Source organism: Arthrobacter sp. 35W, from assembly GCF_000482545.1.
Classification (GTDB): Bacteria; Actinomycetota; Actinomycetes; order Actinomycetales; family Micrococcaceae; genus Specibacter.
The window spans coordinates 1,297,000-1,317,650 of record NZ_KI519455.1 but is presented as its reverse complement, the minus strand read 5'-3'; the positions used below and the strand labels follow the sequence as shown (position 1 = coordinate 1,317,650).

The following is a 20,651-nucleotide window of genomic DNA, read 5'->3' as shown; positions in this document are numbered from 1 at the left end:
CTGCTCGCGGCGTGCCCGGCGGCGGGCGCGCCTATGACGTGGGTGCGGTGTGCAGTTCGGTGCGCGAGGGCGGGTTGGCCCCGGCGCGGGAGACGGTGATGGCGGCGGCGCGGGCGGCGTACCGCAGCACGGTGCCAAGTTCTTCGGCACTGATGGCGCGCAGCTCCTCGCGGCGCTGGGCACCGTCCAGCTCCCGGTCCACCACCGCAGACAGCAGCGCGGCCATGAAGGAATCCCCCGCCCCCACGGTGTCCACCACCTCGGTGGCCGGCACCTGGCACTGCACCTCCCCCGCCGCGCAGACGGCCCAGGGACCGCCGCTGCCCCGGGTGACGACGACGACGGCGGGTCCGCCGGCGCGGCCCGTGTCCCGGACGGTGCCGGGGCGGGAGGAGCCGGCGGAGGGTGCGCCATTGATGTCCAGCCAGCGCCGGGCGGAATCCAGCGGGTCCACTCCCGGGTACAGCCAGGCGAGGTCCTCATCGGAAGCCTTGACCACATCGGCCAGCCGGACGAATTTCTCGGCCTGCTCCCGGGCGTAGTCCACGTCCGTGATGATGCTCGGGCGGGCATTGGGATCGTAGGAGATGGTGGCGTGCGGATGGGCCGCCCGGACGGCGGCGAGCACCTGGTCGGCACCCGGTGCCAGCATGGCGGCGATGGATCCCGTGTGCACAAGGGTGCTGGAGGCCAGCATGAAATGCGGCCGTGCGGCTGTTGCACTGCCGGCTGCGCCGGCCGTGCCGGAGGCTGCACCAGCGTCGGCGGCGAGCGCCGGAAGCTCCCAGTCCAGGGCGAACTCGTAGCTGGCGGCGCCGTCGCCGTCGAGCACGGCACGGGCCACCGAGGTGGGCTTGGCATCCGGGGCCAGCGGCACCAGCACGTGGTTGTCATGCAGATGCGAGGAGACCAGCACCCCATAGGCATCCTGCCCGTAGCGGCCCAGGAACTGCACCGGATGGCCCAGCCGCGCGAGGCCGACGGCCACGTTCAGGGGGCTGCCGCCCACGTGGGGAACGGGCTGCGCACCCGGGTGCACCACCTCATCAATCAGGGCCTCGCCAATGACAGTCAACATGCTCTCAGCCTACGGCCGGCAGCAGCCCGGCAACCAGATCCCGGCAGCTGCGGTACGCCCGATGACGCACATCGATCAGCCCGTAGTGGTCCCCCGGCACCATCACCAGATGGGCCTCGGCGCCGGCCGCCCGGGCGGCGTCCACGTAGACCCGCGATTGGGTGGGCGGAACGTCGTCGTCGTGCTCGGCCTGGACGGCGTAGACGGGGACGGACAGCGGGACGGCGGCCATCGGATCCGCAAGCGCGTAGCGGCCCGGTTCCACGTCCCGTGCGGCACCCAGCAGATTGGCCACGGCGTGGTTGCTCAGGCCCAGCCGGGCGGCCTCGGCCAGGTCCAGCAGTCCCGACTGGCTCACGACGCCGGACAGCTCCACCGCGGGATGGGCACCCGGGGCGCCGTCCGGCAGCTGCGCCCGTCCCGCCGCCCAGACCGCCAGATGTCCGCCCGCCGAATGGCCCAGCGCCACCACATGCTCCAGATCCAGGCCGTGCTCCGCCGCCGCTGAGGCCAGGGCGTCGATGCCGTCTGCCACGTCCTGGAAGGTCTCCGGCCAGCCGCCGCCGTTTCCCGCCCGGCGGTACTCCAGATTCCAGGCAGCGATGCCGTGGGCGGCCAGATCCCGGGCCAGTGGATCGCCCAGCTCGGCGCCGTACGTCGAACGCCAATATCCCCCGTGGATGACCACCACCACGCCCCGGTGCGTGGCCTCCGCGGGCAGGTGCAGCTGCGCCCACTGGTCGGCATGGCGTCCGTAGGCGTAGGACTGGGGTGCGGGCGTGTTCGGGACGGTCATGGATCGAGTGTGCCACCCAGAGTGTAGATGGGACGACCCACCTATTGAAGGGGCGGGTATATTCATCGTGACTACCGAAACGGAGCAGGATTTTCTTGAGCATGCAGGGATCAGCCAACGACCGCATCAGGCGGCAGAATTTGAGCGCGGTGCTGGGCCATGTGCACAGCCATGGTCCGGCCACCCGGTTTGAGCTGGCGGCAGCCACCGGGCTCTCCCGCGCCACGGTGGGCATGCTGGCCGCCGAGCTGGACAAGTTGGGGCTGATCCGGGAGTCCGCCGGACACAAGGCGGTGGGCCCCGGCCGCCCGGTGTCGCACATCACCGCCTCCGATGATGTGGCGGCGATGGCCGTCAGCATCGAGGCCAACCGCATCGAGGCCTGCCTGCTGGGCCTGGGGCAGCGCACCGGACCGGCGGCACACCGCGAGCTGGACAGCGTCCCGACCCCCGAGGAGGCCAGCGGCATCATCGCCTCGCTGCTGGCGGAGCTGCGCGCCCAGGCTCCCGACGGTTTCCGGCTCGTGGGCATCGGCATTGGCGTCCCCGGCCAGGTGGGCAAGGAACGCGGCATTGTGGGCCATGCGGCAAACCTGGGCTGGCGCGATGCTCCGCTGGGCACCCTGGTGGCCGAAGCCACTGGGCTGCCCACCTGGGTGGGCAACGATGCGACGCTGGGCATCACCGCTGCCACCACCTTTGGCGGCGGCCTGGGCGGGGACGACGTCGTCTATGTCTACGGCGGCTCCTCCGGCATCGGCGGCGGCGTCGTCACCGGCGGCCACCTGCTCAACGGCGCCACCGGCTATGCCACGGAGCTGGGGCATATCCCCGTTGCGCCGCTGGGCCACCGCTGCGCCTGCGGGGCCCGCGGCTGCCTGGAAACCGAGGTCCAGGCCGTGCGGCTGCTGCGCCGGGCCGGTCTTGAAAGCCACGACGCGCGGGCCCTGGAGCTTGCCCTCGCGGACACCAGGAACACGGCGCTGCACGAGGAGGCGCTGCGCCAGATGGAGTGGGTGGCCCTGGCGCTGCGGACCTTGGTGAACATCTTCAACCCCTCCCAGGTGCTGCTCGGCGGCTTCATCGGCGCCATGTTTGCCTCGCTCAGCGAGGAGGAGATCCAGACGCTGACCGCGGAGTCCTTCACCGTCAGCCCCACGGAGCTGCGCATCCAAAGCGCCCCCATGGGCTCGGACCTGATCCTGGCCGGCGCCGGCGAACTCGTCTTCCGGGACCTCCTCGCCGCCCCCGACCTCTTCTAGCCCCAACTGGGTGACAGTTATCCCACAAAATCCTGCCCGGAGTGTGCGATAACTGTCACCTACTTGGGTTGAGGGGGCGGGGCTGGCGTGGTCCGCTCGACGAACGTCAGTGGCTCCGTCTAGGCTCGGACCATGAGCCTTCACTGGGACCGACTCGACGATTCTTTGCGGCCGGTTGTGGCCGCAAGCGTGGCCGAGTACGAGCGCGTCCGCCCTGCCCTGGAGCGGGTCACGGCGGAAATGGAACGCCGGATCCGGGACATCTTTGCCGATGCGGAAACGCAGCCGCTCTTCGTCACCAGCCGCACCAAGACGGTGGAATCCTTCCGCGAAAAGGCCTCCCGCATGGTGGAACAGCTTCCCGGCGCCGCGCCGGCCCTGCAGTTCCCGGACCCGCTGCGGAACCTGACGGACATGGTGGGCGTGCGGGTCATCACCACCCTCCCCGGCGAGAACGCCGTCGCAGCCAACCTGATCAAGCGCCAGCGCAGCATCTTCGACTGCCGCGGCGACAGGGAAAAGGACATCGGCTCCATCGAGTCCGGCACCTACGGCTATTCCAGCCGGCATCTGATTCTGCGCAGCATCCAGAACGACGTCGTCAAGGAGTACCAGGAGGTGCTGGATCCGGCCACCAAGCCCAATGGCAGCTACTTCTTCGAATGCCAGATCCGCACCATCTTTGCCCATGCCTGGAGCGAGATCGAGCACGACATCCGCTTCAAGTCCCAGGACCGCCGCGCCTGGAGCCCCTACTTCGACCGCCAATTCACCGCGACGGCGGCCATGCTGGAAACGGTGGAATCTGCCTTCTCCGAGCTGCACGAGCGCTACGAAACCGTCACCAACTTCTGGGACGCGGACGGCGAGGGCGCCGAGGCGCTGACGCCGAACCGGATCAAGGAGATCTGGCAGACCCTGCTCCCCCATGTGGACAGGAAGTCCGACGACGACTGGGGCTGGGCGGCGGAGCTGCTGGCGGCGCATGGGTTGACCAAGACCATCCAATTGGCGGAACTGCTCCAATCCTCCGCCATCAGCGACGTGCGCAAGGCTCTGGACCACAGGTACTCGCCGGGCCCGGACCGGCTGCTGGACGACCTCCTGCTCTGGAACTACGGACAGTCGCACATAGACCTCACCGCCGAGGCTGCGTCGGAAGACAGCAAGCCGCGGCGGGAGAGTTTGCAGCGCCGATACCAGCAGATGCGCCGGTACCGCGAAGCGAACCAGAAACAGGCCGGTTCCTAGACCAAGGGAACTGGCACGGATCACAACGCTCGGAGGACACCATGAAGGCATCACCCACGCTGACAGCCAACCTGCAGGCAGTGCTTGTTGATTTGATCGAGCTCCATCTGCAGGGCAAGCAGGCGCATTGGAACATTGTTGGGCCCAACTTCCGCGATCTGCACCTTCAGTTGGATGAGGTGGTGGACGCCGTCCGCGAGTTCTCCGACGTCACCGCCGAGCGCATGCGCGCCCTGGAGGCCGTCCCGGACGGCCGCAGCAGCACCGTCACGTCCAAGACCACGCTGACACAGTTCCCGGACGGCCTGGTCAACACCAAGGACGCCGTGGATCTGGTGGTCGTGCGGCTGAAGGAGGCCGTGGCCACCATGCGCGATGTCCACGACGCCGTGGATGAGGAGGATCCCACCACCGCGGATCTGCTGCACGCGTTCATTGAAAAGCTCGAGCAGTTCGCCTGGATGATCGGTGCGGAGAACCAAAAGGCCTGATCACCTGCGCGCGGCTGGGCCCGTCCTTGCGGGCTCGGCCGCCACGGTGGTTGAGCCTGCCGAAACCCCGTGGGCGGAGCCCGAAGAAGACCCGTCGCGCCACAGCCGGGACGGCCACCACACCACCTTGCCGAGGTCGTAGACGAGCGCCGGCACCAGCAGCGAGCGCACCACCACGGTGTCCAGCAGCACGCCGAACGCCACAATGAAGGCCAGCTGGGCCAGGAACAGCAGCGGAATGACACCGAGTGCAGCGAAGGTTGCCGCCAGCACCACACCGGCGGAGGTGATCACGCCGCCTGTCACTCCCAGCCCCCGGAGCACGCCCGGCCGGGTGCCGATCAGCGCCGATTCCTCCCGCACGCGCGTCATCAGGAAGATGTTGTAGTCCACGCCCAACGCCACCAGGAACACGAAGCCAAACAGCGGCACCGTGGCATCGGCCCCCGGGAAGCCGAATACGTGGTTGAACACCAGCGCCGAGACGCCCATGGCCGCCGTGTACGAGAGCACCACCGATCCCATCAGGACCAGTGGGGCCACCACCGAGCGCAGCAGCACCATCAACACCAGCAGAATGACCACCAGCACCAGCGGCACAATCTTCCACAGGTCCCGCTGGGCAGTCTCATTGGTGTCCAGCGCAATGGCCGTCACGCCACCCACCAGCACGTCCGCATCCACGGCGGGCAGTGCCGCCCGCAGCTCCCGCACCACCTGTTCGGCGGCCTGCGAGTCAGCCGGCTCCACCAGCGTGGCGTTGATCAGCACGCGCCCATCCTCCACGACGGCGGGCGCCCCGGGAACCGGACGGCCGCTCCCCGAGTAGAGGGCGACGTCGGAGACGCCCGGCTGGGCGGCGACAGCCTCCCGCACCGCTGCGGCCCGGTCCTCGGTGGCGATGACCACCACCGGGCTGCCGCTGCCGGCGTCGAAATGCTCACCCAACGCCTTCTGGCCGTCGACGGCGTTGCTCGGCGCCAGGATGATCTGGGTCTGCGAGACGCCGTTGGCCTGCAGCTGGAGCACGCCGGTGCTGGCGGCAGCCAGGAGGATCAGGGTGGCAATCCAGGTGGTGCGCGGCCGGGCGGCAATCAGCAGGCCCACCCGGCGCCACAGTCCAGTGATGCCCGCCAGACCGGCAGGGGCGCCGGCGTCACCAGAGGAACTGTGGCGGTGCAGTTTGACCACTTTGGGGCGGAAAGGCCAGAAGGCGCCGCGGCCGAAAAGCACCAGCAGGGCCGGCAGGAACGTCAGGGCGGAGAGCAGCGAGAACGCGATGCCGATGGCGGCGATCGGCCCCAGACTGCGGTTCGAGTTCAGGTCCGAAACCAGCAGGCACAGCAGGGCGATGATCACCGTGGCCCCCGAGGCGGCAATCGGCTCCCAGGCGCCGCGCAGCGCCCGCCCCAGAGCGGCCCATTTTGAATCCACGGCGTGCAGGGCCTCCCGGTACCGGGCCACCAGCAGCAGTGAGTAGTCGGTGGCCGCGCCAATCACCAGGATGCTCAGGATGCCCTGGCTCTGGCCGCTGAGCGTGATCCAATCCATGCTCGCCAGGGCATATACAACCAGAATGGAGGCGCAGAGGGCAAAGACGGAGGTCAGGAGCACCAGCACGGGGAGCACCACGGAGCGGTAGACCACCAGCAGGATCACAAACACCGCCACGAGGGCCACCAGCAGCAGGATGCCGTCAATGCCGCCAAAGGCATTGACGAGATCCGCCGTCAGCCCCGCGGGGCCCGTGACGTAGGCGGTGGCGCCCGGAGGCAGGTTGGCTGCCACAGCCTCCCGCAGGTCCGCGACCACCGTCTTCACGTTCCCCGTGTCGGAGATCGGCACGATGAACTCCACGGCCTTGCGGTCTTCGGAGGGGATGGGTCCGGCAATGCTGCTGGGAGCCGGCGGCACGGGGGCTTCCACGCCGGGGACGGCCCCCAGCGTGCCGGCCAGGGACGCATAGGCCCCGAGCCCGGCGTCGTCGATCTTCGACTCGGAGACCAGCAGCACGATGGCCGGAATGCTCTTGGAGTCAAGGAACTTCTGCTGCCATTGGCGCGCCAGCGTCGATTCGGCACTGGCCGGCAGGAAGCTGGCTTGGTCGTTGCTGGAGACGGAGGAGATCTTGCCGAAGGTTGGCCCACCCAGACCGGCCACCGCCAGCCAGAGAAGGATCAGCAGGGTAGGCAGCATGATGCGAAGCCAGCGTTGGGGCATCCAGTCCTTGGTCTCCATGGCCCCATAATACTTCGATCATGGAGATATTCCAGTGCGGAGATAAAATTGATGCCCGAACGGACCAAATAGCGGAAGATTGATCCCATGACAGCACAGATGCCACATGCCGCACTCCTGGCACTGCTGCGGGAATTCACCGTGGAGACGGACCGCTATGTGGAGCAGATCAGCAGCACGCACGGACTGCACCGCACTGACATGAACGCCCTGGCCTTCCTGGTGCAGGCCGGCTTCGGCCATGCGGCAGTTACACCGGGGCGGCTGGGCGAGGCCCTGAACCTCAGTTCGCCGGCGACGACGGCGCTCGTGGACCGTCTGGACCGGGCGGGACACGTGACCCGCGAGCGCAGCGGAACGGACCGCCGGCAGGTCCACCTGGCCATGACGGACCACGCGCGCGCCGTGGGCCGCACGCTGTTTGCCCCGCTGGCAAGCCATCTGGGCGCCGCCATGGAGGGCTACACCGAGGCGGAGCTGGAGCTGGCGCAGCGCTTTCTCACCGACATGCTGGCGGCGACGGCGGCCGCACGTGCCGACATCCCGCCGGCGCCAGCCCCTTGACATCGAACCAGCGCGGGCGGATTCTAAAAACATAATCTACGTTTTTAGAAGGAGGCCACCATGTCCGCCAATGCTGCACCAGCTTCGGCGCCGCACTTCGCCAGCCAGGCCCTGCACCGGGCCCGGGTGGAGCCGGCGTACGGCGCGTACCTGATGTTGTGGGTCGGATTCATCCTCATCCCGCTCATCTTTGGGCTGGACAAATTCTTCAACGTCCTCACCAACTGGGAGGCCTACCTGGCCCCCTGGATGGTCAGTGTGTCACCCTTCAGCGCCCACACCATGATGCTGGTCATCGGCGTCGTGGAGGTGGGCGCGGGCGTGATGGTCGCCCTGAGCCCCCGCATCGCCGCCTATGTGGTGGCCCTGTGGCTGGCGGGGATCATCATCAACCTGCTCAGCTACCCGGGCTTCTTCGATGTGGCACTGCGCGATGTCGGCCTGCTGGTGGCCGCCGTCGCTCTGGCCCGGCTGGCGAAGACGTACGCGCCCGCACACGCCAGAAGGGTAAAGAACTAACGGGGCATAGGGACTAGCGGCGGCCCTTGCCCCCGGAGCCCTTCCCGCCCTTGCCCTTGGGGGCGCCGCCGCGGCCCTTGGCACCACCGGGACGGCCCGACGTCGGACGCCCTCCCTTGGCGGCACCCTTGCCACCACCGGTGGCGGGCGCCTTGGGGGCGCGGCCCTTCTTCGGGGCCGCATCCTGCTTGGCCTGGATGGAGGGCTGGCGCGAGCTCTGGGCGCTGCGGCCGCGGACCACGCCGATGAACTCCTCGATGACCGGATCACCGTCGCCGTCGGCCATGGGGCCGTCGGGCCGCAGCCAGGCAACCCCCACCTGGGATTCGGCCACACCAGTCACCGGGCGGTAGCGCAGGTCCTTGCGGTTGTAGTGCCGTGCCACCGACATCGGCAGGATCAGAATGCCCAATCCGGCCGCCACCAGATCCAACGCTTCCTCCACAGTGGCCATCGGCGGCAGCGGCTTGCGGGTCCCTTCGCGGATTTCATCCGAGATGTCGCGCCACTCGGGGAACAGCTCCGGGTCCTGGAGCAGGTACTCGGCGGCCAGTTCCACCACGGGGACCTCGTCGAAGACGGCGATTTCATGGTCCTTGGGTGCCACCACCACGGGGACCTCGGTGTACAGCGGGATCACATTCAGCCCGGATTTGTCCACGGGCAGGCGCACAAACGCCAGATCCACCTCGAGCGCGCGCAGGGCGTCCAGCTGCCCGGGCTCGTCCACCTTGACCACCTCGAGCGGCACCGAACGCATGCGTTCCTCCCAGCGGCGCATCCACTTGCCGGGGGTGACGCCGGGGACAAAGGAAATCTTGAGCACACGGGGTTCTGACACCTCACAACCCTAGCGCACCCACCCTGCCGGTACCCTTGAAGTATGAGCACCGAACCTTTCGCACAAACCATGAAGTCCGCCACCGCCGCCAAGAAGCTGGGCATCTACCTTCCGGCCGCCCCCGCGGAGTTCCAGGAGAAGGCGATCTCCCGCGAAGAGTTCAAGACTCTGACCGAAAACCCCCCGGCCTGGCTGGAGGAGCTGCGCCGCAACGGACCGCACCCGCGCCCCGTTGTCGCCCAGAAGCTGAACGTCTCCATCGCCGGCCTGACCCGTGCCGGCATCACCGAGGCTCTGACCTCGGCGGAGATCACCGCACTGCTGGAAGCCAAGCCGGCCTGGCTGGTGGAGGCCCGCGCTTCCCTCGCCAAGGCCCGCACCGAGGCCCAGCTGGCCAAGACCCGCGAGGCCGCACGCCGCCCCAAGAGCTAAGGCGCGCCGCCCAACGCGGACAGCCGGATGGCGGCGGCCCCCAGGACGCTCCGCCCCCATAGTTGGGGGCGGAGCGTCGTCACACTCGCCGGCCCATTGGCGCATCAGGCCATGATGGATGCATGGACACCTCTGCATACGCTGTTCCCCGCACGCATATCTGCCGTGCTGTCTTCTTCGACATGGACGGCACACTTGTCGATTCCACACCCGTCGTGGAACAGGTCTGGAGCGAGTTCGCGCTCCGTTACGACCTGGACTATGCCGAAATCCTACGTACGTCCCATGGCGTCCAGGCGCTTGACACAGTCCGCCGGTTCGCCCCGGCAGGCGCCGACGTCCTGGCCCTTGCGGCCGAACTCGGGGCCATGGAACGTGCCCGGACAGAGGGGATCATGCCACTGCCCGGGGCCGGCGATCTTCTGCGCAGCCTTCCCGGCGACGCCGTTGCCCTGGTGACGTCGGCCGACCGGGTCCTGGCGGACCTCCGAATGGACGCCGCCGGGCTGGCCATGCCCGCGACAGCCGTCACGGCCGACCTGATCACCCGCGGCAAACCGCATCCAGAGGGGTATCTGCTGGCGGCCGAACTGCTGAGTGTGGATCCTGCGGACGCCCTGGTCTTCGAGGACGCTCCTGCCGGGATCGCGGCAGCCCTGGCTGCGGGCATCCGCACGGTGGCTGTCGGTGCGAACACCGGCCCGCTGCCCGAGGGCGTATTGCGCATCGACGACTACAGCTCCGTCCAGGCCACGGTGGAAACGGACGCCACCGGAGCCAGGACCATTTCCATCCGCCTCTAGCACCGCCCACCCCGCGGCCCAACGAAAACCGCGTCCGTTCCCGCCCTGTCAAAGGGGTGGGGGCGGACGCGGTTTGTGTGTGGAAGGCTTTCCGGTTCCCGTGCAGGGGGTGGGCCCGGTGGGTTCAGGTGGCCATGGTGGCGAACATGGCGGCCATGGCCGCGGCGCCCAGGGCCTCCAGTGCATGGCCTGCGCGGACGGAGCGCTTCCGGGCTCCCGCATGCCCGGTGGTTTTCGGCGCCCGGGGCCGCAGGAGCAGGATGGCGAACAGCAGTGCTGCGGCGCCGAAGAGGACCGTCAGTGCGATGGCCAGGGCCGGGGACCCGGCCAGGGGTGCGGCACCTCCGCCCGTGGTGGGGGGTGCGGCGGCCATGGCGTGGTGGGTGTGGGCCATGGGTGCCCCGCCGGCCGGGGCGCCGGCCCCGGGGGTGCCCAGGTGGGCCATCATGGCGACCATGAGGGCGGCGCCGGCCATGGTGAGGGCGTGGTAGCCGCATTTGAGCCGGCCCTGGCTGCCGGCGCACAGGATGGTGAATTCGGGGCGGGCGACGGCCTGGATGATGAACCACAGGGCGGCGCCGGCCAGGAGGATGACCTGGGCCAGGGTGGTGGAGGCGGCGAGGTTCCACAGCATGGCGGCCATCAGGGCGTTCATGAGGGCGTGGAGGCTGTTGTTGACGGTGTCGGTGAGGTGGCGGGACCGTGCTGCCGCCAGGGCGTGGTGGCCTGTGCCGAGCAGCAGCACGGCCGTGAGGGCCCAGGTTATTGCGGGGATGTTGAACACGCCTGTCACGCTCCCTGGTGGGTTTTGGGGTGGGTGTGGGAATGGTCCCCGGTGCTGCTGTGAACAGCAGCACCGGGGACCAACTGGTGGCGACCAGACGTTACCGAGTGGGATCCAGAAGCTTTTCCCGATCTTCGACAACGTGGCCTGACGAGTGGGCAGCGGCTGCTTTGGCGCCGGCACGCCGTGATTCACGCTGGGAATACAGCCAGATGGGTAGGTAGAGTGCCAAGACGAGGAAGCCAACCCAGGTGGAGGTCCAGCCGATCTCCAGGCTGTTCAGGTAGACAACGCCGATCAGGCACAGCGGCACGTTGAACAGGCCAAAAGCCATGGCGACCCTTTTCCAGCCCCTGGGGGCTTTGAAGGGCCTTTCCAGAGCAGCAAAGGCCGGGTGGTTCTTGGCCTTGACATAGGCAAACAGGCTGATGCCGTTGGCACAGGTGTAACCGATCGCCGAGGCTGCAAGAATTGCCGCGGCGTTTCCCATGGAAATCAACACCAGGTTGAAGGCACCGATCACCAGCATGGCAACAAAGGGGGTTCCCTGGCGGTTGGTTTTACCGAAAACGCGGGGAAGGTTGCCTTCCGTCGCCATGGAGTGCATGGCGCGGGAAGCACCAAGGTAAGCCGTCTGGATGATGAGGACCATGGCGGCGATCAACATGATGATGGTGATGATTGAACCGGCTTGGCCAAAGACAGCCTGGGCGACTGGAATCAGGGGCGACACGGCCTGGGCCTGTACGCCCTCAACACCAAGCACGCCGATCACTGCAGCTTGCAGCAGTGCGTACAGGAGGAAGCAGATGATGCCGCAGGCAAGCAGAGCCTTGGGGACATCCTTGGACGGGTTCTTGTATTCAGGGCCGTAGATGGCCGCCGTTTCCCAGGCGCAGGCACTCCACTGGGCAATCCCAAAGATGCCAAAGAGCATCAGGATATGGTGCAGATCCCAGGCCCAGTCGGTCGGCCACCAGTTGCCGGTGATGTTGACCAGGTCTACGTGTCCGGTGGCAAACGGCGCCACGGCCAGGATGACCAGCGGTATCAGAGATATGGCAGCCAGGATGTAACCCAGTTTGGCGCCATCCTTGAGGCCGAACCAGTTGACCACGAACAATCCGCCGAAAATCACCAGACCTGAGATTAGCGCTAGCTGATACTCGGTAAATGCCTCGCCCAGCACCGGAAACAGCCCATGCAGGTAGCTGCCGGCCGTGATGGCGAAGATCGCCAGGATCGGATTCCAACCAAACCAGTAGCTCCAGGCGGTGAAGCCGCCCAGCAGCTTGCTCTTGTCATACTTGCCCCGGTAGTTTTCGGTCTGGAATACATGCTGCGCGAAACCCGGCAGACCAGAGGCCTTGGGAAAGGTGGTGGCCATTTCAGCATAGGCAGCGTTCTGCATAAACCCTTGAAGGACAGACAGCCCCCAGACAACGATTGCTGCGGCGGAAACATACATCGGAAGATAGCCCAATGATGGCAGAATCAGCATGGGCACCCCCAATGCAATGGCCATGCCCTGCTTCCAGTCGATCGACCTTTTCAGGTGATCGGCGCCATCCGAATTTTTTTCACTCATAACATCTCCTTTGATGAACTGAACGTCGTGTGATCTCTACTGCGCCAAGGCCGCTGGCGGCCGGCGAGTATGAGCCGGAACCCCGAAGTGAACGTCCAAGCACGCAGGGAGGTGCAATTGGGTTTCCTGGTTTGCAGATGCCAAAGTCATGCCTGGGCCGCCCGCCGCTGTCTTGGTCCACGCGGGCATTTGTTGAACCGGTCGAGGCAGATGGCCCCGAGGGCAGACTTGCACCTCACGATGAGGTCACGGGAGCGCCGTGAGCGAGCAGTGGCGCTCCCGTGACCTCAGCCAAGGACTGTCAGTTGTTGGTGCAGCAGGTGTCGGTGGTGGTGGTGGCTTCGATCCTGGCCGGGAGGTTCAGGGTCGGGTTCTGGTCGAAGAAGCCGTGGGGCTCGAGCATGAAGCCGATGTTCTGGCGGGGCATGATGGGCCAGTCCTCCAGACGCACGACGTGGTGCATGCCGAACGTGTACCAGACCACGAGGTCCTGATCGACGATGTTGCGGTCCTTCTGGGTCCAGATGTGCAGTCCGTCATCGGCGCCGGTGGCCTGGTTGGGGAACTCGCCGGCAGCGAAGCGTTCGCTGCGGTCGTAGGCGGTGACCCAGAGGTTGTTGCGGGCGAACTGTGCCCGCTTGCTCACGTAGGACTCGTCTCCGGCGGCCAGCTGGATGCCATCGGTGGGGATCAGCCGGTAGGCGACGGGTTCGTCCACGATGTTGCGGCTGTCGCGGTTGGCGATCTTCCAGAAGCGGTGCTTGGAGGAGTCGGTCTTGCGGATGGCGGCCTGTTCGGTTTCCAGCAGCCGGTCCACGGCCATGAAGGCGGTGTGGGTCGGGTTGTGTTCGGGGATTTCCATGTCCACTTCATAGACGGCGTTGCGCGGGCCGTCGATTTCAAAGTCCATGCGGACGTTGAACATGTGCTGGTGGATCGGGGCGTAGAGGCCGTCGTTGTTCAGGGTCTGCCCGTACGGGCTCTTCTCACCGGGCTTCTGGCCGGCGGTGGAGAGGATGCCGGTGGCCTTGACCAGGAACTCGATGCTGCCGTCCAGGAACAGGTGCCAGTAGAAGGCGTACTCGTAGTTCGCGACGGTGGCGATGAAGGAGATCACGAGCTTGCGGCTGCGGCGGGTCTCGGTGGTGCCCTCGCGGAAGTCGAAGTGCTTCCACAGGATGCTGTCGTCCTCCTCGTGCATGCAGATCGCGTTTTCGATGGTCATCGGGTTGCCGTGGCTGTCGGTGGTGATGCCGTCGAAGTACTTGATCTCCCCGGTGCAGTCGCAGCCCAGGGTCAGGGAGTTGGCCATGTTGCCGATGTTGTACTCACCGGAGTCGAAGGCGTTCTTCTTCGCCTGGACCGGGGCGGTGTCTCCGTACGGGACGACCATTTCCGACAGGGAGGCCCGGTTGATCACGGGACGCTCGGTGTCCTTGTTGCGGAAGCGCAGCTGGTGCAGGACCAGGCCCTCGCGGGGGGTGAAGCCGACACGGAAGGACCAGTCGGCCCACTGGACGTGGTTGCCGGTGACCGTGAAGGACGCCCCTTCGGGCTGGGTGATGGAGATCGGCTTCAGATCGGTCCGGGCCTCTCCAACGTACTTGGGCAGGTAGTTGCCGCTAGCGCTGGGAACCGGGATCGCCTGGTCGTCCTCGACCTTGACGACCTCCCCGGAGTTCAGGTCCACGATGACGATGAAGTTCTCGATCGGGTGCGCGTACGGGCTGTCGTCGGCCTCGTCACGGACAAAGACCAGGGCGCGCATCAGGCGCCGGCCCTCGTTGTCTTCACCGAAGTAGCCCACGGACCACGGTTCGAAACAGACCAGGTCCATATCCGTGATGCCCCGCTTGGCCAGGGCCGCCTGGACCTCGGGGTTCTGCCGGCAGGTCGCTTCACCCTCGGCAAACTCGTCCAGCATAAAGGGCGGGTGGACGTTCGCGGCCAGTTGCGTCCACTTCGACACGAGGCCCGCATCAAGATCGACGACGGCCTCATAGGCGCGTCCCTCGGCACGGTTGACCAGCACGGCGTCTGCTTCACGCGCCGTCGCGGCACCGGTGCGCAGCAACTCCTTCTCGGGCTCGCGCAGCTCCACGCTGATGAAGCGGAAGGACTCCGCCGCGGCCGGGCCGTCCTTAAGGATCGCGGCCGCCCGGGAGATCTCGGCGCGGGAGAGCGGATCCAGGGGGTGTGCTGTCCCTACCACGGTGTGGGTTTCAGTATTGATCGTCATGGTTTACTCCTTAGTTCTTTATTCGGGGTGACTTTGGCCTGGCAGCCGAAGTGTTCCGGAAACCGGCTTTGAAGAAGCGGATCGCGGCGCCACGGAGTAGGCAGAAGGGTTGCTGCACTACACACGCCCAGCCTGGGATCTCGTGCTCGGTCCGGCGGGCGGCATTGCTGTTGCGGGACCAATAAGACAAAGGGGCTTTGGATTTCCAGGAATTCTCATCTTTGTCGGAACTGCTCAATTTTGGTGCATATGAAAATTCGCTGGAAATCCCCTTGGCAACCCCGGGTGTGGGTCCCAGGGGGATCGTCCGCAACCTCAACATCCTCTATTTCTAGAGGGTCAGCAGGGCTCGTCCCCGAGTTCTGCTGACGTGATGCCGATCACATGCATCCCTTTCATGTAACCAAATTACGTCAGCGAATTCATTTAGGCGAGCGCTTCTTGAAAATTTCCGTGAGAAATTCGGCGCCGTATTTTCCCATTGCAGTTAACATGTTGGAAACATTCGGAAACATGTTCACGGATGCCGCCGCCGGCCGCGGGAATGCTAATGTTTGGCACTTCGGGTCGATGACTTGCGTCACTCATAAGCAAGGCGAGCCTGCCCACCGGAGGGAAAGTTGGTACGCAGTGTCTGCCCACGGTGATCGCTTCATCACCCCCCACTCTCCGGTGGAGGGCCTTCGCCGCCGGAAGCTTTCCTTCTTGCCGGTCGTCGCGCAGGCAGTAGCCAACGTGGCGCCCGCCGGTGCCATGTCCGTCATTCCGGCCCTGATCTTTCCGGGACTTGTCTTGGGATCCGCCAGGCCGAACCTTGCGCTGACATTCGGCGCAGCCATGGCGGTCGTGATCCTTGTTTCCTTCTGCCTGCGACCGATGGCCAAGCGCATGGCGGCCGTCAGCGGCCTCTACAGCTACACAGCCAAGGGACTTGGCCAACGGACAGCAATTACCGCCGGCTGGTCGGCCATCTTTGGGTACGGCCTGGTGGCCATGGCCAGTCTGCTGGCGGTTGGCACCTATGTCGTTCAGCTGTTGATCAATCTGGGCGTCGCCTTCGCGGATCCCAGGATTTTCACGGTCCTCGTCATTCTTGCTGCCGCGGGTGCCGCCTGTTTCCTCATGATCAGGGGGATCCGGGTATCCGCGTGGTCCACGCTGCTGATGGAATCCATTTCAATTGGAATCCTCGCCGTCCTGATGATCGTCTACTTCGCCGTCAACCCGCCGACGGTGGGCCTCGGCAGCGTGTTTGCCTGGAACGGAGATTTTGATTTGTTATCGATCGGAATCGTCGTGGCCATCAGCGCCTTTGTCGGCTTCGAAAGCCCAACCACGCTGGGAGGCGAGGCGCAGAAACCCTTCGTCAGCGTTCCACGGGCCATCACGTGGACTCCCATCCTCGCGGGCGTGCTCTATCTTCTTGCCGCGACCGCCCAGGACGTAGCCCTCAAAGAGGCGCCGTTGGACATAACGGGGAGCTCAACACCGTTGTCTGACCTGTTTTCCCAGACATCCCCCATGTTCGCCGCAGTCCTTGACCTGGGAATCGCAGCGTCGTGGTTTGCGTGCGCGATTGCATCTGTCAACGCCCTTGCCCGGATATTCTTCTGCATGGGCAGGGAAGGCGTTGCCCCACGAACTGTCGGCCGGACACATCCCGCCTTTGGGACACCTTCGACGGCGATCCTGGCCGTGATGCCTGTTGTTGCCCTGGTTCCCATCGTGATGGTCATCTCCGGCACCAGCCCTGTGCAGGGCCTCGCGAACCTCTTCACGCTGGGCGCGTATGGCTACCTTGGGTCCTATATCTTTGCCAGCGCATCCATGCCGTTCTTCCTGCGCAGGATCGGAGAGGACACTTATGCCAGCTGGATACTGGGGGCGGCAACCTCCCTGGCCCTCGGTGCGGTGCTCTGGACAGCTGCGGCGGTATCGCTGCACACAGGCAACCTGCAGACACTCATCTACGGCGGTGTCCTCCTCGCCAGCGTCATTTTCGCCACGTACCTTCGCCTCCGGTTGCCCGAGCGTTTGGCGTCCGTGGGCATCTACGATGAGACTCGGCAATTGGACCTGTTTCAAGGCGAGCCGATTCCATGAACTACAGGTACGAAAACCGGGGTCCCAGCACCACGTCAAACCCGCTCAGGATTTTGGAGGTCGTGGCCAGGTTGGGCACTGGGACGACGGCGAAAGAGGTCTCCGACGCTCTGCAGATGCCCCCGGCAACCGCCTACCGGGTGCTGAACGCACTCGTCGGGGACGAGTATCTGGCCCGCACCTCCGACCTGCGTGGATTCGCACTCGGACATGCTATTTCGGGTCTGATTGCGGCTGCGGCCCCGCCAACCGTTCCCGCCGCCGCCCGCGCCGTCATAGACGCGTTCAGGAGTGGAAACCGTTTCGCCGTGCACCTGATCATGTTCCGCAACGCCGCCCTCAGAATTGCCGATGAGGATCCGGACTACCCGCTCCAATCAGCATCCGAAATGCTGCGGTATCCGCACGCGTCCGCCGCAGGGAAACTGATGCTCGCCGAGCTTGGCGATTCGGCCTCAGCTCTCCCGAAAGGGCCGTTGATGAAGCTGACGGAGCACACGATCGTCGACAAGCGGCGGCTGGAAGAGGTGCTCGCGGAGATCCGGATTAAGGGCGAGGCCTCGGAGATCAACGAGTTGGAGCAGGGATCAGCCAGACTGGCCCTTCCCGTGAGACGGCCCAACGGGTCTGTGGGCGCAGCCCTCTGCCTCTCGGGCCCCTCTGAACGGTTCGACACCGTCTGTGAACATGCGGAAGAGGCCCGGCAGCTGGCGTCCGGGCTGGCCCCGTTCCTGTTCTGATGGGGAACCCGGCCCCTATCCAGCCGTCGCGAACTCGATCTCCGGCGCAGCCTCAGGGGCCATGTCCGGGTGTGCTGCCCACCAGGCAGCACAGGCAGCGCGCCAGCTGTCAAGGTCGTCTTCACGGCCGCTGACGCTCACCGTCGACCCCGACACCCGGGCCACGGCGCCACCACAGGTGTAGGCTCCCTCGTTGGCCGTGATCTCGGGGTACTCCTCGTAGAGTCCGCCCAGGGAACGGACCATGTAGTTTGGACGCTCGTCCAAATGGGCGGCCAGGGCCGTCTGGACCGAGTCCACGCCCGTGAGGACGAGGACAGTAGCCATGCCCGCGCGATTCCCGCCCAGGATGTCGGTGTCCAGTCGGTCGCCAACGACGAGGGCGCGCTCCACGCCACAGTGGCGGGCCGCCGTCTCAAAGAGGGCTGGTTCTGGTTTTCCTGCCACCAGGGGCGACTTGCCGGTGGCAGAGGCAACCGCTGCCACCAGTGATCCGTTGCCGGGGGCAAACCCCCGTTCCTGTGGAAGGGTCATGTCCAGATTCGTCGCCACCCAGGTGGCACCCGCTGTGATTGCGTAGGCGGCCTCTGCCAGATCCTTCCAGCCGAGGGCAGGGGAAAACCCTTGAATGACAGCGTCTGGCCGGCTGTCCGAGCTGGGAACGACGACGAGCCCCTGCGCCCTGACGGCGTCCGCGAGAACCTGGCTGCCGACGACGAGCACTGCCGCGCCTGCGGCCACCTCGCCGGCCAGCAGCTCTGCACCGGCCAGCGCGGATCCGAAAACCTGCCCAGCGGTGGCAGGTGCGCCTAGTTCCCGCAGATGGGCGGCAACCTCCTCGGAAGAGCGCGACGCGTTGTTGGTGACGTAGGCCAGGCTCTTGCCCTCCCCCTGAAGCCTGTCGAGGGCATCGGTGGCACCGTCGATCGCCTTCGATCCGGTGTACACGACACCGTCAAGGTCAGCGAGCACTCCGTCAAAACCGTCAATGAGCCGTCTAGCCATCGATATCCCACCTTCGCTGGTCGTGCTGGCCGGTCCGCATTTTTGTGGAAACCGTGCCTTCGTCGGAGCCAGCAGGAGACGGGCCACCCCCTGGCGCCATGTGGTGGCGCTTTGGTGTGCCGGGCGGAGCGTCTGTGCCGACGTTCATGTTGGTGACACCCTAGGACACCGCGTTGGCGATGTCCTAATCAGGTGAACCGAGGCCACCGCAGCAGCGCAAGAAACGATGCACACCCATGCTTAAGTGCCCGCATTCGGGACCACCCACGCAGCAGCCTATTCAAATGGGTAGCCACAACCATCCTGAATTAGCGTTCCCCCTATCCAAAAGGGGCAGGAGGATGGATGCCATGCTCACCTCGTTTTGGAAAGGCAGTCCGATGCAACAAACCCCAGATTCTTGTCTCGCTACGTGGATGGGCCGCGAGGCCCTCGCTGAAGCCATGATTCCGGTGATCGGCCGGCTGTTCCGTGAAAACAACGTGGTCATCTCCATCCACGGACGCAACCTGGTCAGCAAGTCCCCCATGGGCATCCTGAAGGCGCACCGCTTTGCCCGCCGCGTCAGCATGGACGAGCTGCTTCTGGAGGAGACTGCCCCGCTGCTGGACACCTTGGCTCGGCTGCAACTCGGTCCGGCCGCAATCGACATCGCCGTCCTGAACCAAAAATTCAAGGAAAGGGACGGCAACGCCACCTTGGAGCAATTCCTCCGCGCGGAACTCGCCGAGCTCGTGGGTAAGCGCGGCGGCGATGGCCGCGCCAGCACCGACGTCGTGCTCTACGGTTTCGGCAGGATCGGCCGGCTCCTGGCCCGCCTCCTGGTCGAAAAGACAGGCGGCGGGCAGGACCTTCGGCTGCGCGCCATCGTGGTCCGGCGCGGATCCGAGAACGACCTCACCAAACGTGCCAGCCTCCTGCGCCGCGACTCGGTGCACGGCCCCTTCGAAGGCACCATCAAGGTGGACCAGCACGCCAACACCATCACGGCCAACGGCGTCCAGATCCAGGTCATCTATTCGGACAACCCCGCCACCATCGACTACACGGCCTACGGCATCAAGGACGCCCTCGTGGTGGACAACACGGGCAAGTGGCGTGACGAGGAGGGCCTCTCCCAGCACCTGTTGAGCAAGGGCGTGGCCCGGGTGCTGCTGACGGCACCCGGCAAGGGCGAGTTGAAGAACATTGTGCACGGCATCAACCACGGCGACATCACCAGCGCGGACCGGATCATTTCCGCAGCGTCCTGCACCACGAACGCCATCACCCCGGTGCTGAAAGCCATCAATGACAGGTTCGGCCTGGTCCACGGCCACGTGGAGACCGTCCATTCCTTCACCAATGACCAGAACCTGACCGACAACTTCCACCAGGGCGACCGGCGCGGCCGCTCCGCAGCACTGAACATGGTCATCACCGAGACCGGGGCCGCGAAGGCAGTGGCCAAGGCGCTGCCCGAATTGCTGGGCAAGCTCAGCGGCAGCTCCATCCGCGTTCCCACCCCTGACGTTTCACTGGCCATCCTGAACCTCACCCTCCACAGCGGAACCACCAGGGACGAGGTCAACAACTTCCTCCGCGAAATGTCGCTGCACTCGAATCTGCGCAGGCAGATCGACTTCGTCGATTCGCCCGAGGTGGTCTCCACGGACTTCGTCGGTTCACGCCGAACGGGCATCGTTGACGCCCTCGCCACCATTTCCAATGACACCCAGCTGGTCCTCTACGTCTGGTACGACAACGAGTTTGGCTACAGCTGCCAGGTGGTCCGTGTCATGGAAGAGATGGCCAACGTGAAACGGCCGTCCTTCCCCGCCACGAATGTCGTCGAAGAGGCGATGTCGGTGCTTGCCTCCCTGGGATAAGTCCAACCGCTGCTTAGTCGAGCCGCGGCCATCACCACCAGCCCGCCGG

At 65.8% G+C, this 20,651-nt stretch carries 18 protein-coding genes; 10 read left to right on the top strand and 8 right to left on the bottom strand.

The window, feature by feature from the left end; translation table 11 throughout:
- Positions 1–31 precede the first annotated feature (31 nt).
- Positions 32–1,078, bottom strand: a complete 1,047-nt coding sequence (locus K254_RS0118075; protein WP_026556543.1) for a carbohydrate kinase family protein — start codon at positions 1,076–1,078, stop codon at positions 32–34.
- 4 nt (positions 1,079–1,082) lie between these two features.
- Positions 1,083–1,874 (bottom strand): alpha/beta hydrolase family protein, encoded by a 792-nt coding sequence (locus tag K254_RS0118070; RefSeq protein ID WP_026556542.1) that lies wholly within the window; start codon positions 1,872–1,874, stop codon positions 1,083–1,085.
- 101 nt (positions 1,875–1,975) lie between these two features.
- Here K254_RS0118070 and K254_RS0118065 point away from each other — a divergent pair, with 101 nt between their 5' ends.
- The 3 genes from K254_RS0118065 to K254_RS0118055 all read left to right on the top strand — a co-directional run bounded on the left by K254_RS0118065 (position 1,976) and on the right by K254_RS0118055 (position 4,878).
- The gene (locus K254_RS0118065) at positions 1,976–3,136 is read left to right on the top strand and encodes an ROK family transcriptional regulator (RefSeq protein WP_026556541.1); all 1,161 of its coding nucleotides are present in this window, start codon (positions 1,976–1,978) and stop codon (positions 3,134–3,136) included.
- A 132-nt stretch (positions 3,137–3,268) separates the two neighbouring features.
- The gene (locus K254_RS0118060; protein ID WP_026556540.1) at positions 3,269–4,387 is read left to right on the top strand and encodes a GTP pyrophosphokinase; all 1,119 of its coding nucleotides are present in this window, start codon (positions 3,269–3,271) and stop codon (positions 4,385–4,387) included.
- A gap of 41 nt (positions 4,388–4,428) precedes the next feature.
- Positions 4,429–4,878, top strand: a complete 450-nt coding sequence (locus tag K254_RS0118055) for a Dps family protein (RefSeq protein WP_026556539.1) — start codon at positions 4,429–4,431, stop codon at positions 4,876–4,878.
- Here the strand turns inward: K254_RS0118055 and K254_RS24025 are convergent, their stop codons facing one another.
- Entirely contained in the window at positions 4,879–7,116 is a 2,238-nt protein-coding gene (locus K254_RS24025; protein WP_081710228.1) for an MMPL family transporter, read from the bottom strand.
- Between the two features lie 87 nt (positions 7,117–7,203).
- Here K254_RS24025 and K254_RS0118045 point away from each other — a divergent pair, with 87 nt between their 5' ends.
- Positions 7,204–7,680, top strand: a complete 477-nt coding sequence (locus tag K254_RS0118045) for a MarR family winged helix-turn-helix transcriptional regulator (RefSeq protein WP_051389365.1) — start codon at positions 7,204–7,206, stop codon at positions 7,678–7,680.
- 60 nt (positions 7,681–7,740) lie between these two features.
- Positions 7,741–8,199 (top strand): hypothetical protein, encoded by a 459-nt coding sequence (locus K254_RS0118040; protein WP_026556537.1) that lies wholly within the window; start codon positions 7,741–7,743, stop codon positions 8,197–8,199.
- Positions 8,200–8,212: 13 nt separating this feature from the next.
- On the opposite strand, the gene K254_RS24020 is transcribed toward K254_RS0118040, so the two are convergent.
- The gene (locus tag K254_RS24020; RefSeq protein WP_155848618.1) at positions 8,213–9,040 is read right to left on the bottom strand and encodes a substrate-binding domain-containing protein; all 828 of its coding nucleotides are present in this window, start codon (positions 9,038–9,040) and stop codon (positions 8,213–8,215) included.
- Between the two features lie 42 nt (positions 9,041–9,082).
- On the opposite strand from K254_RS24020, the gene K254_RS0118030 reads away from it, so the two are divergent.
- Positions 9,083–9,472: a DUF5997 family protein gene (locus K254_RS0118030; RefSeq protein WP_035750329.1), complete on the top strand. Its 390-nt coding sequence runs from the start codon at positions 9,083–9,085 to the stop codon at positions 9,470–9,472.
- A 122-nt stretch (positions 9,473–9,594) separates the two neighbouring features.
- A complete protein-coding gene (locus K254_RS24015; protein WP_035750326.1) occupies positions 9,595–10,275 on the top strand; it encodes an HAD-IA family hydrolase in 681 nt (226 codons plus the stop codon).
- A 124-nt stretch (positions 10,276–10,399) separates the two neighbouring features.
- Here K254_RS24015 and K254_RS0118020 read toward each other — a convergent pair whose 3' ends face one another.
- From K254_RS0118020 to K254_RS0118010, 3 genes are all read right to left on the bottom strand, one after another.
- Entirely contained in the window at positions 10,400–11,068 is a 669-nt protein-coding gene (locus tag K254_RS0118020) for a DUF5134 domain-containing protein (protein ID WP_155848617.1), read from the bottom strand.
- 91 nt (positions 11,069–11,159) lie between these two features.
- Positions 11,160–12,647, bottom strand: a complete 1,488-nt coding sequence (locus K254_RS0118015) for an APC family permease (protein WP_026556534.1) — start codon at positions 12,645–12,647, stop codon at positions 11,160–11,162.
- A gap of 301 nt (positions 12,648–12,948) precedes the next feature.
- A complete protein-coding gene (locus tag K254_RS0118010) occupies positions 12,949–14,886 on the bottom strand; it encodes a primary-amine oxidase (protein WP_026556533.1) in 1,938 nt (645 codons plus the stop codon).
- A gap of 630 nt (positions 14,887–15,516) precedes the next feature.
- On the opposite strand from K254_RS0118010, the gene K254_RS0118000 reads away from it, so the two are divergent.
- Complete coding sequence (locus K254_RS0118000) at positions 15,517–16,989, top strand: APC family permease (RefSeq protein ID WP_231391900.1); 1,473 nt, start codon at positions 15,517–15,519, stop codon at positions 16,987–16,989.
- Entirely contained in the window at positions 16,986–17,729 is a 744-nt protein-coding gene (locus K254_RS0117995) for an IclR family transcriptional regulator (protein WP_026556531.1), read from the top strand. Before K254_RS0118000 ends, K254_RS0117995 begins: the two co-directional genes overlap by 4 nt.
- Positions 17,730–17,744: 15 nt before the next feature.
- Here K254_RS0117995 and K254_RS0117990 read toward each other — a convergent pair whose 3' ends face one another.
- Positions 17,745–18,734, bottom strand: a complete 990-nt coding sequence (locus tag K254_RS0117990; RefSeq protein WP_026556530.1) for an HAD-IIA family hydrolase — start codon at positions 18,732–18,734, stop codon at positions 17,745–17,747.
- 380 nt (positions 18,735–19,114) lie between these two features.
- Between K254_RS0117990 and K254_RS0117985 the strand changes: the two genes are divergently transcribed.
- Positions 19,115–20,602, top strand: coding sequence for a glyceraldehyde-3-phosphate dehydrogenase (locus K254_RS0117985; protein ID WP_081710337.1), 1,488 nt, complete (start codon positions 19,115–19,117; stop codon positions 20,600–20,602).
- Positions 20,603–20,651 lie beyond the last annotated feature (49 nt).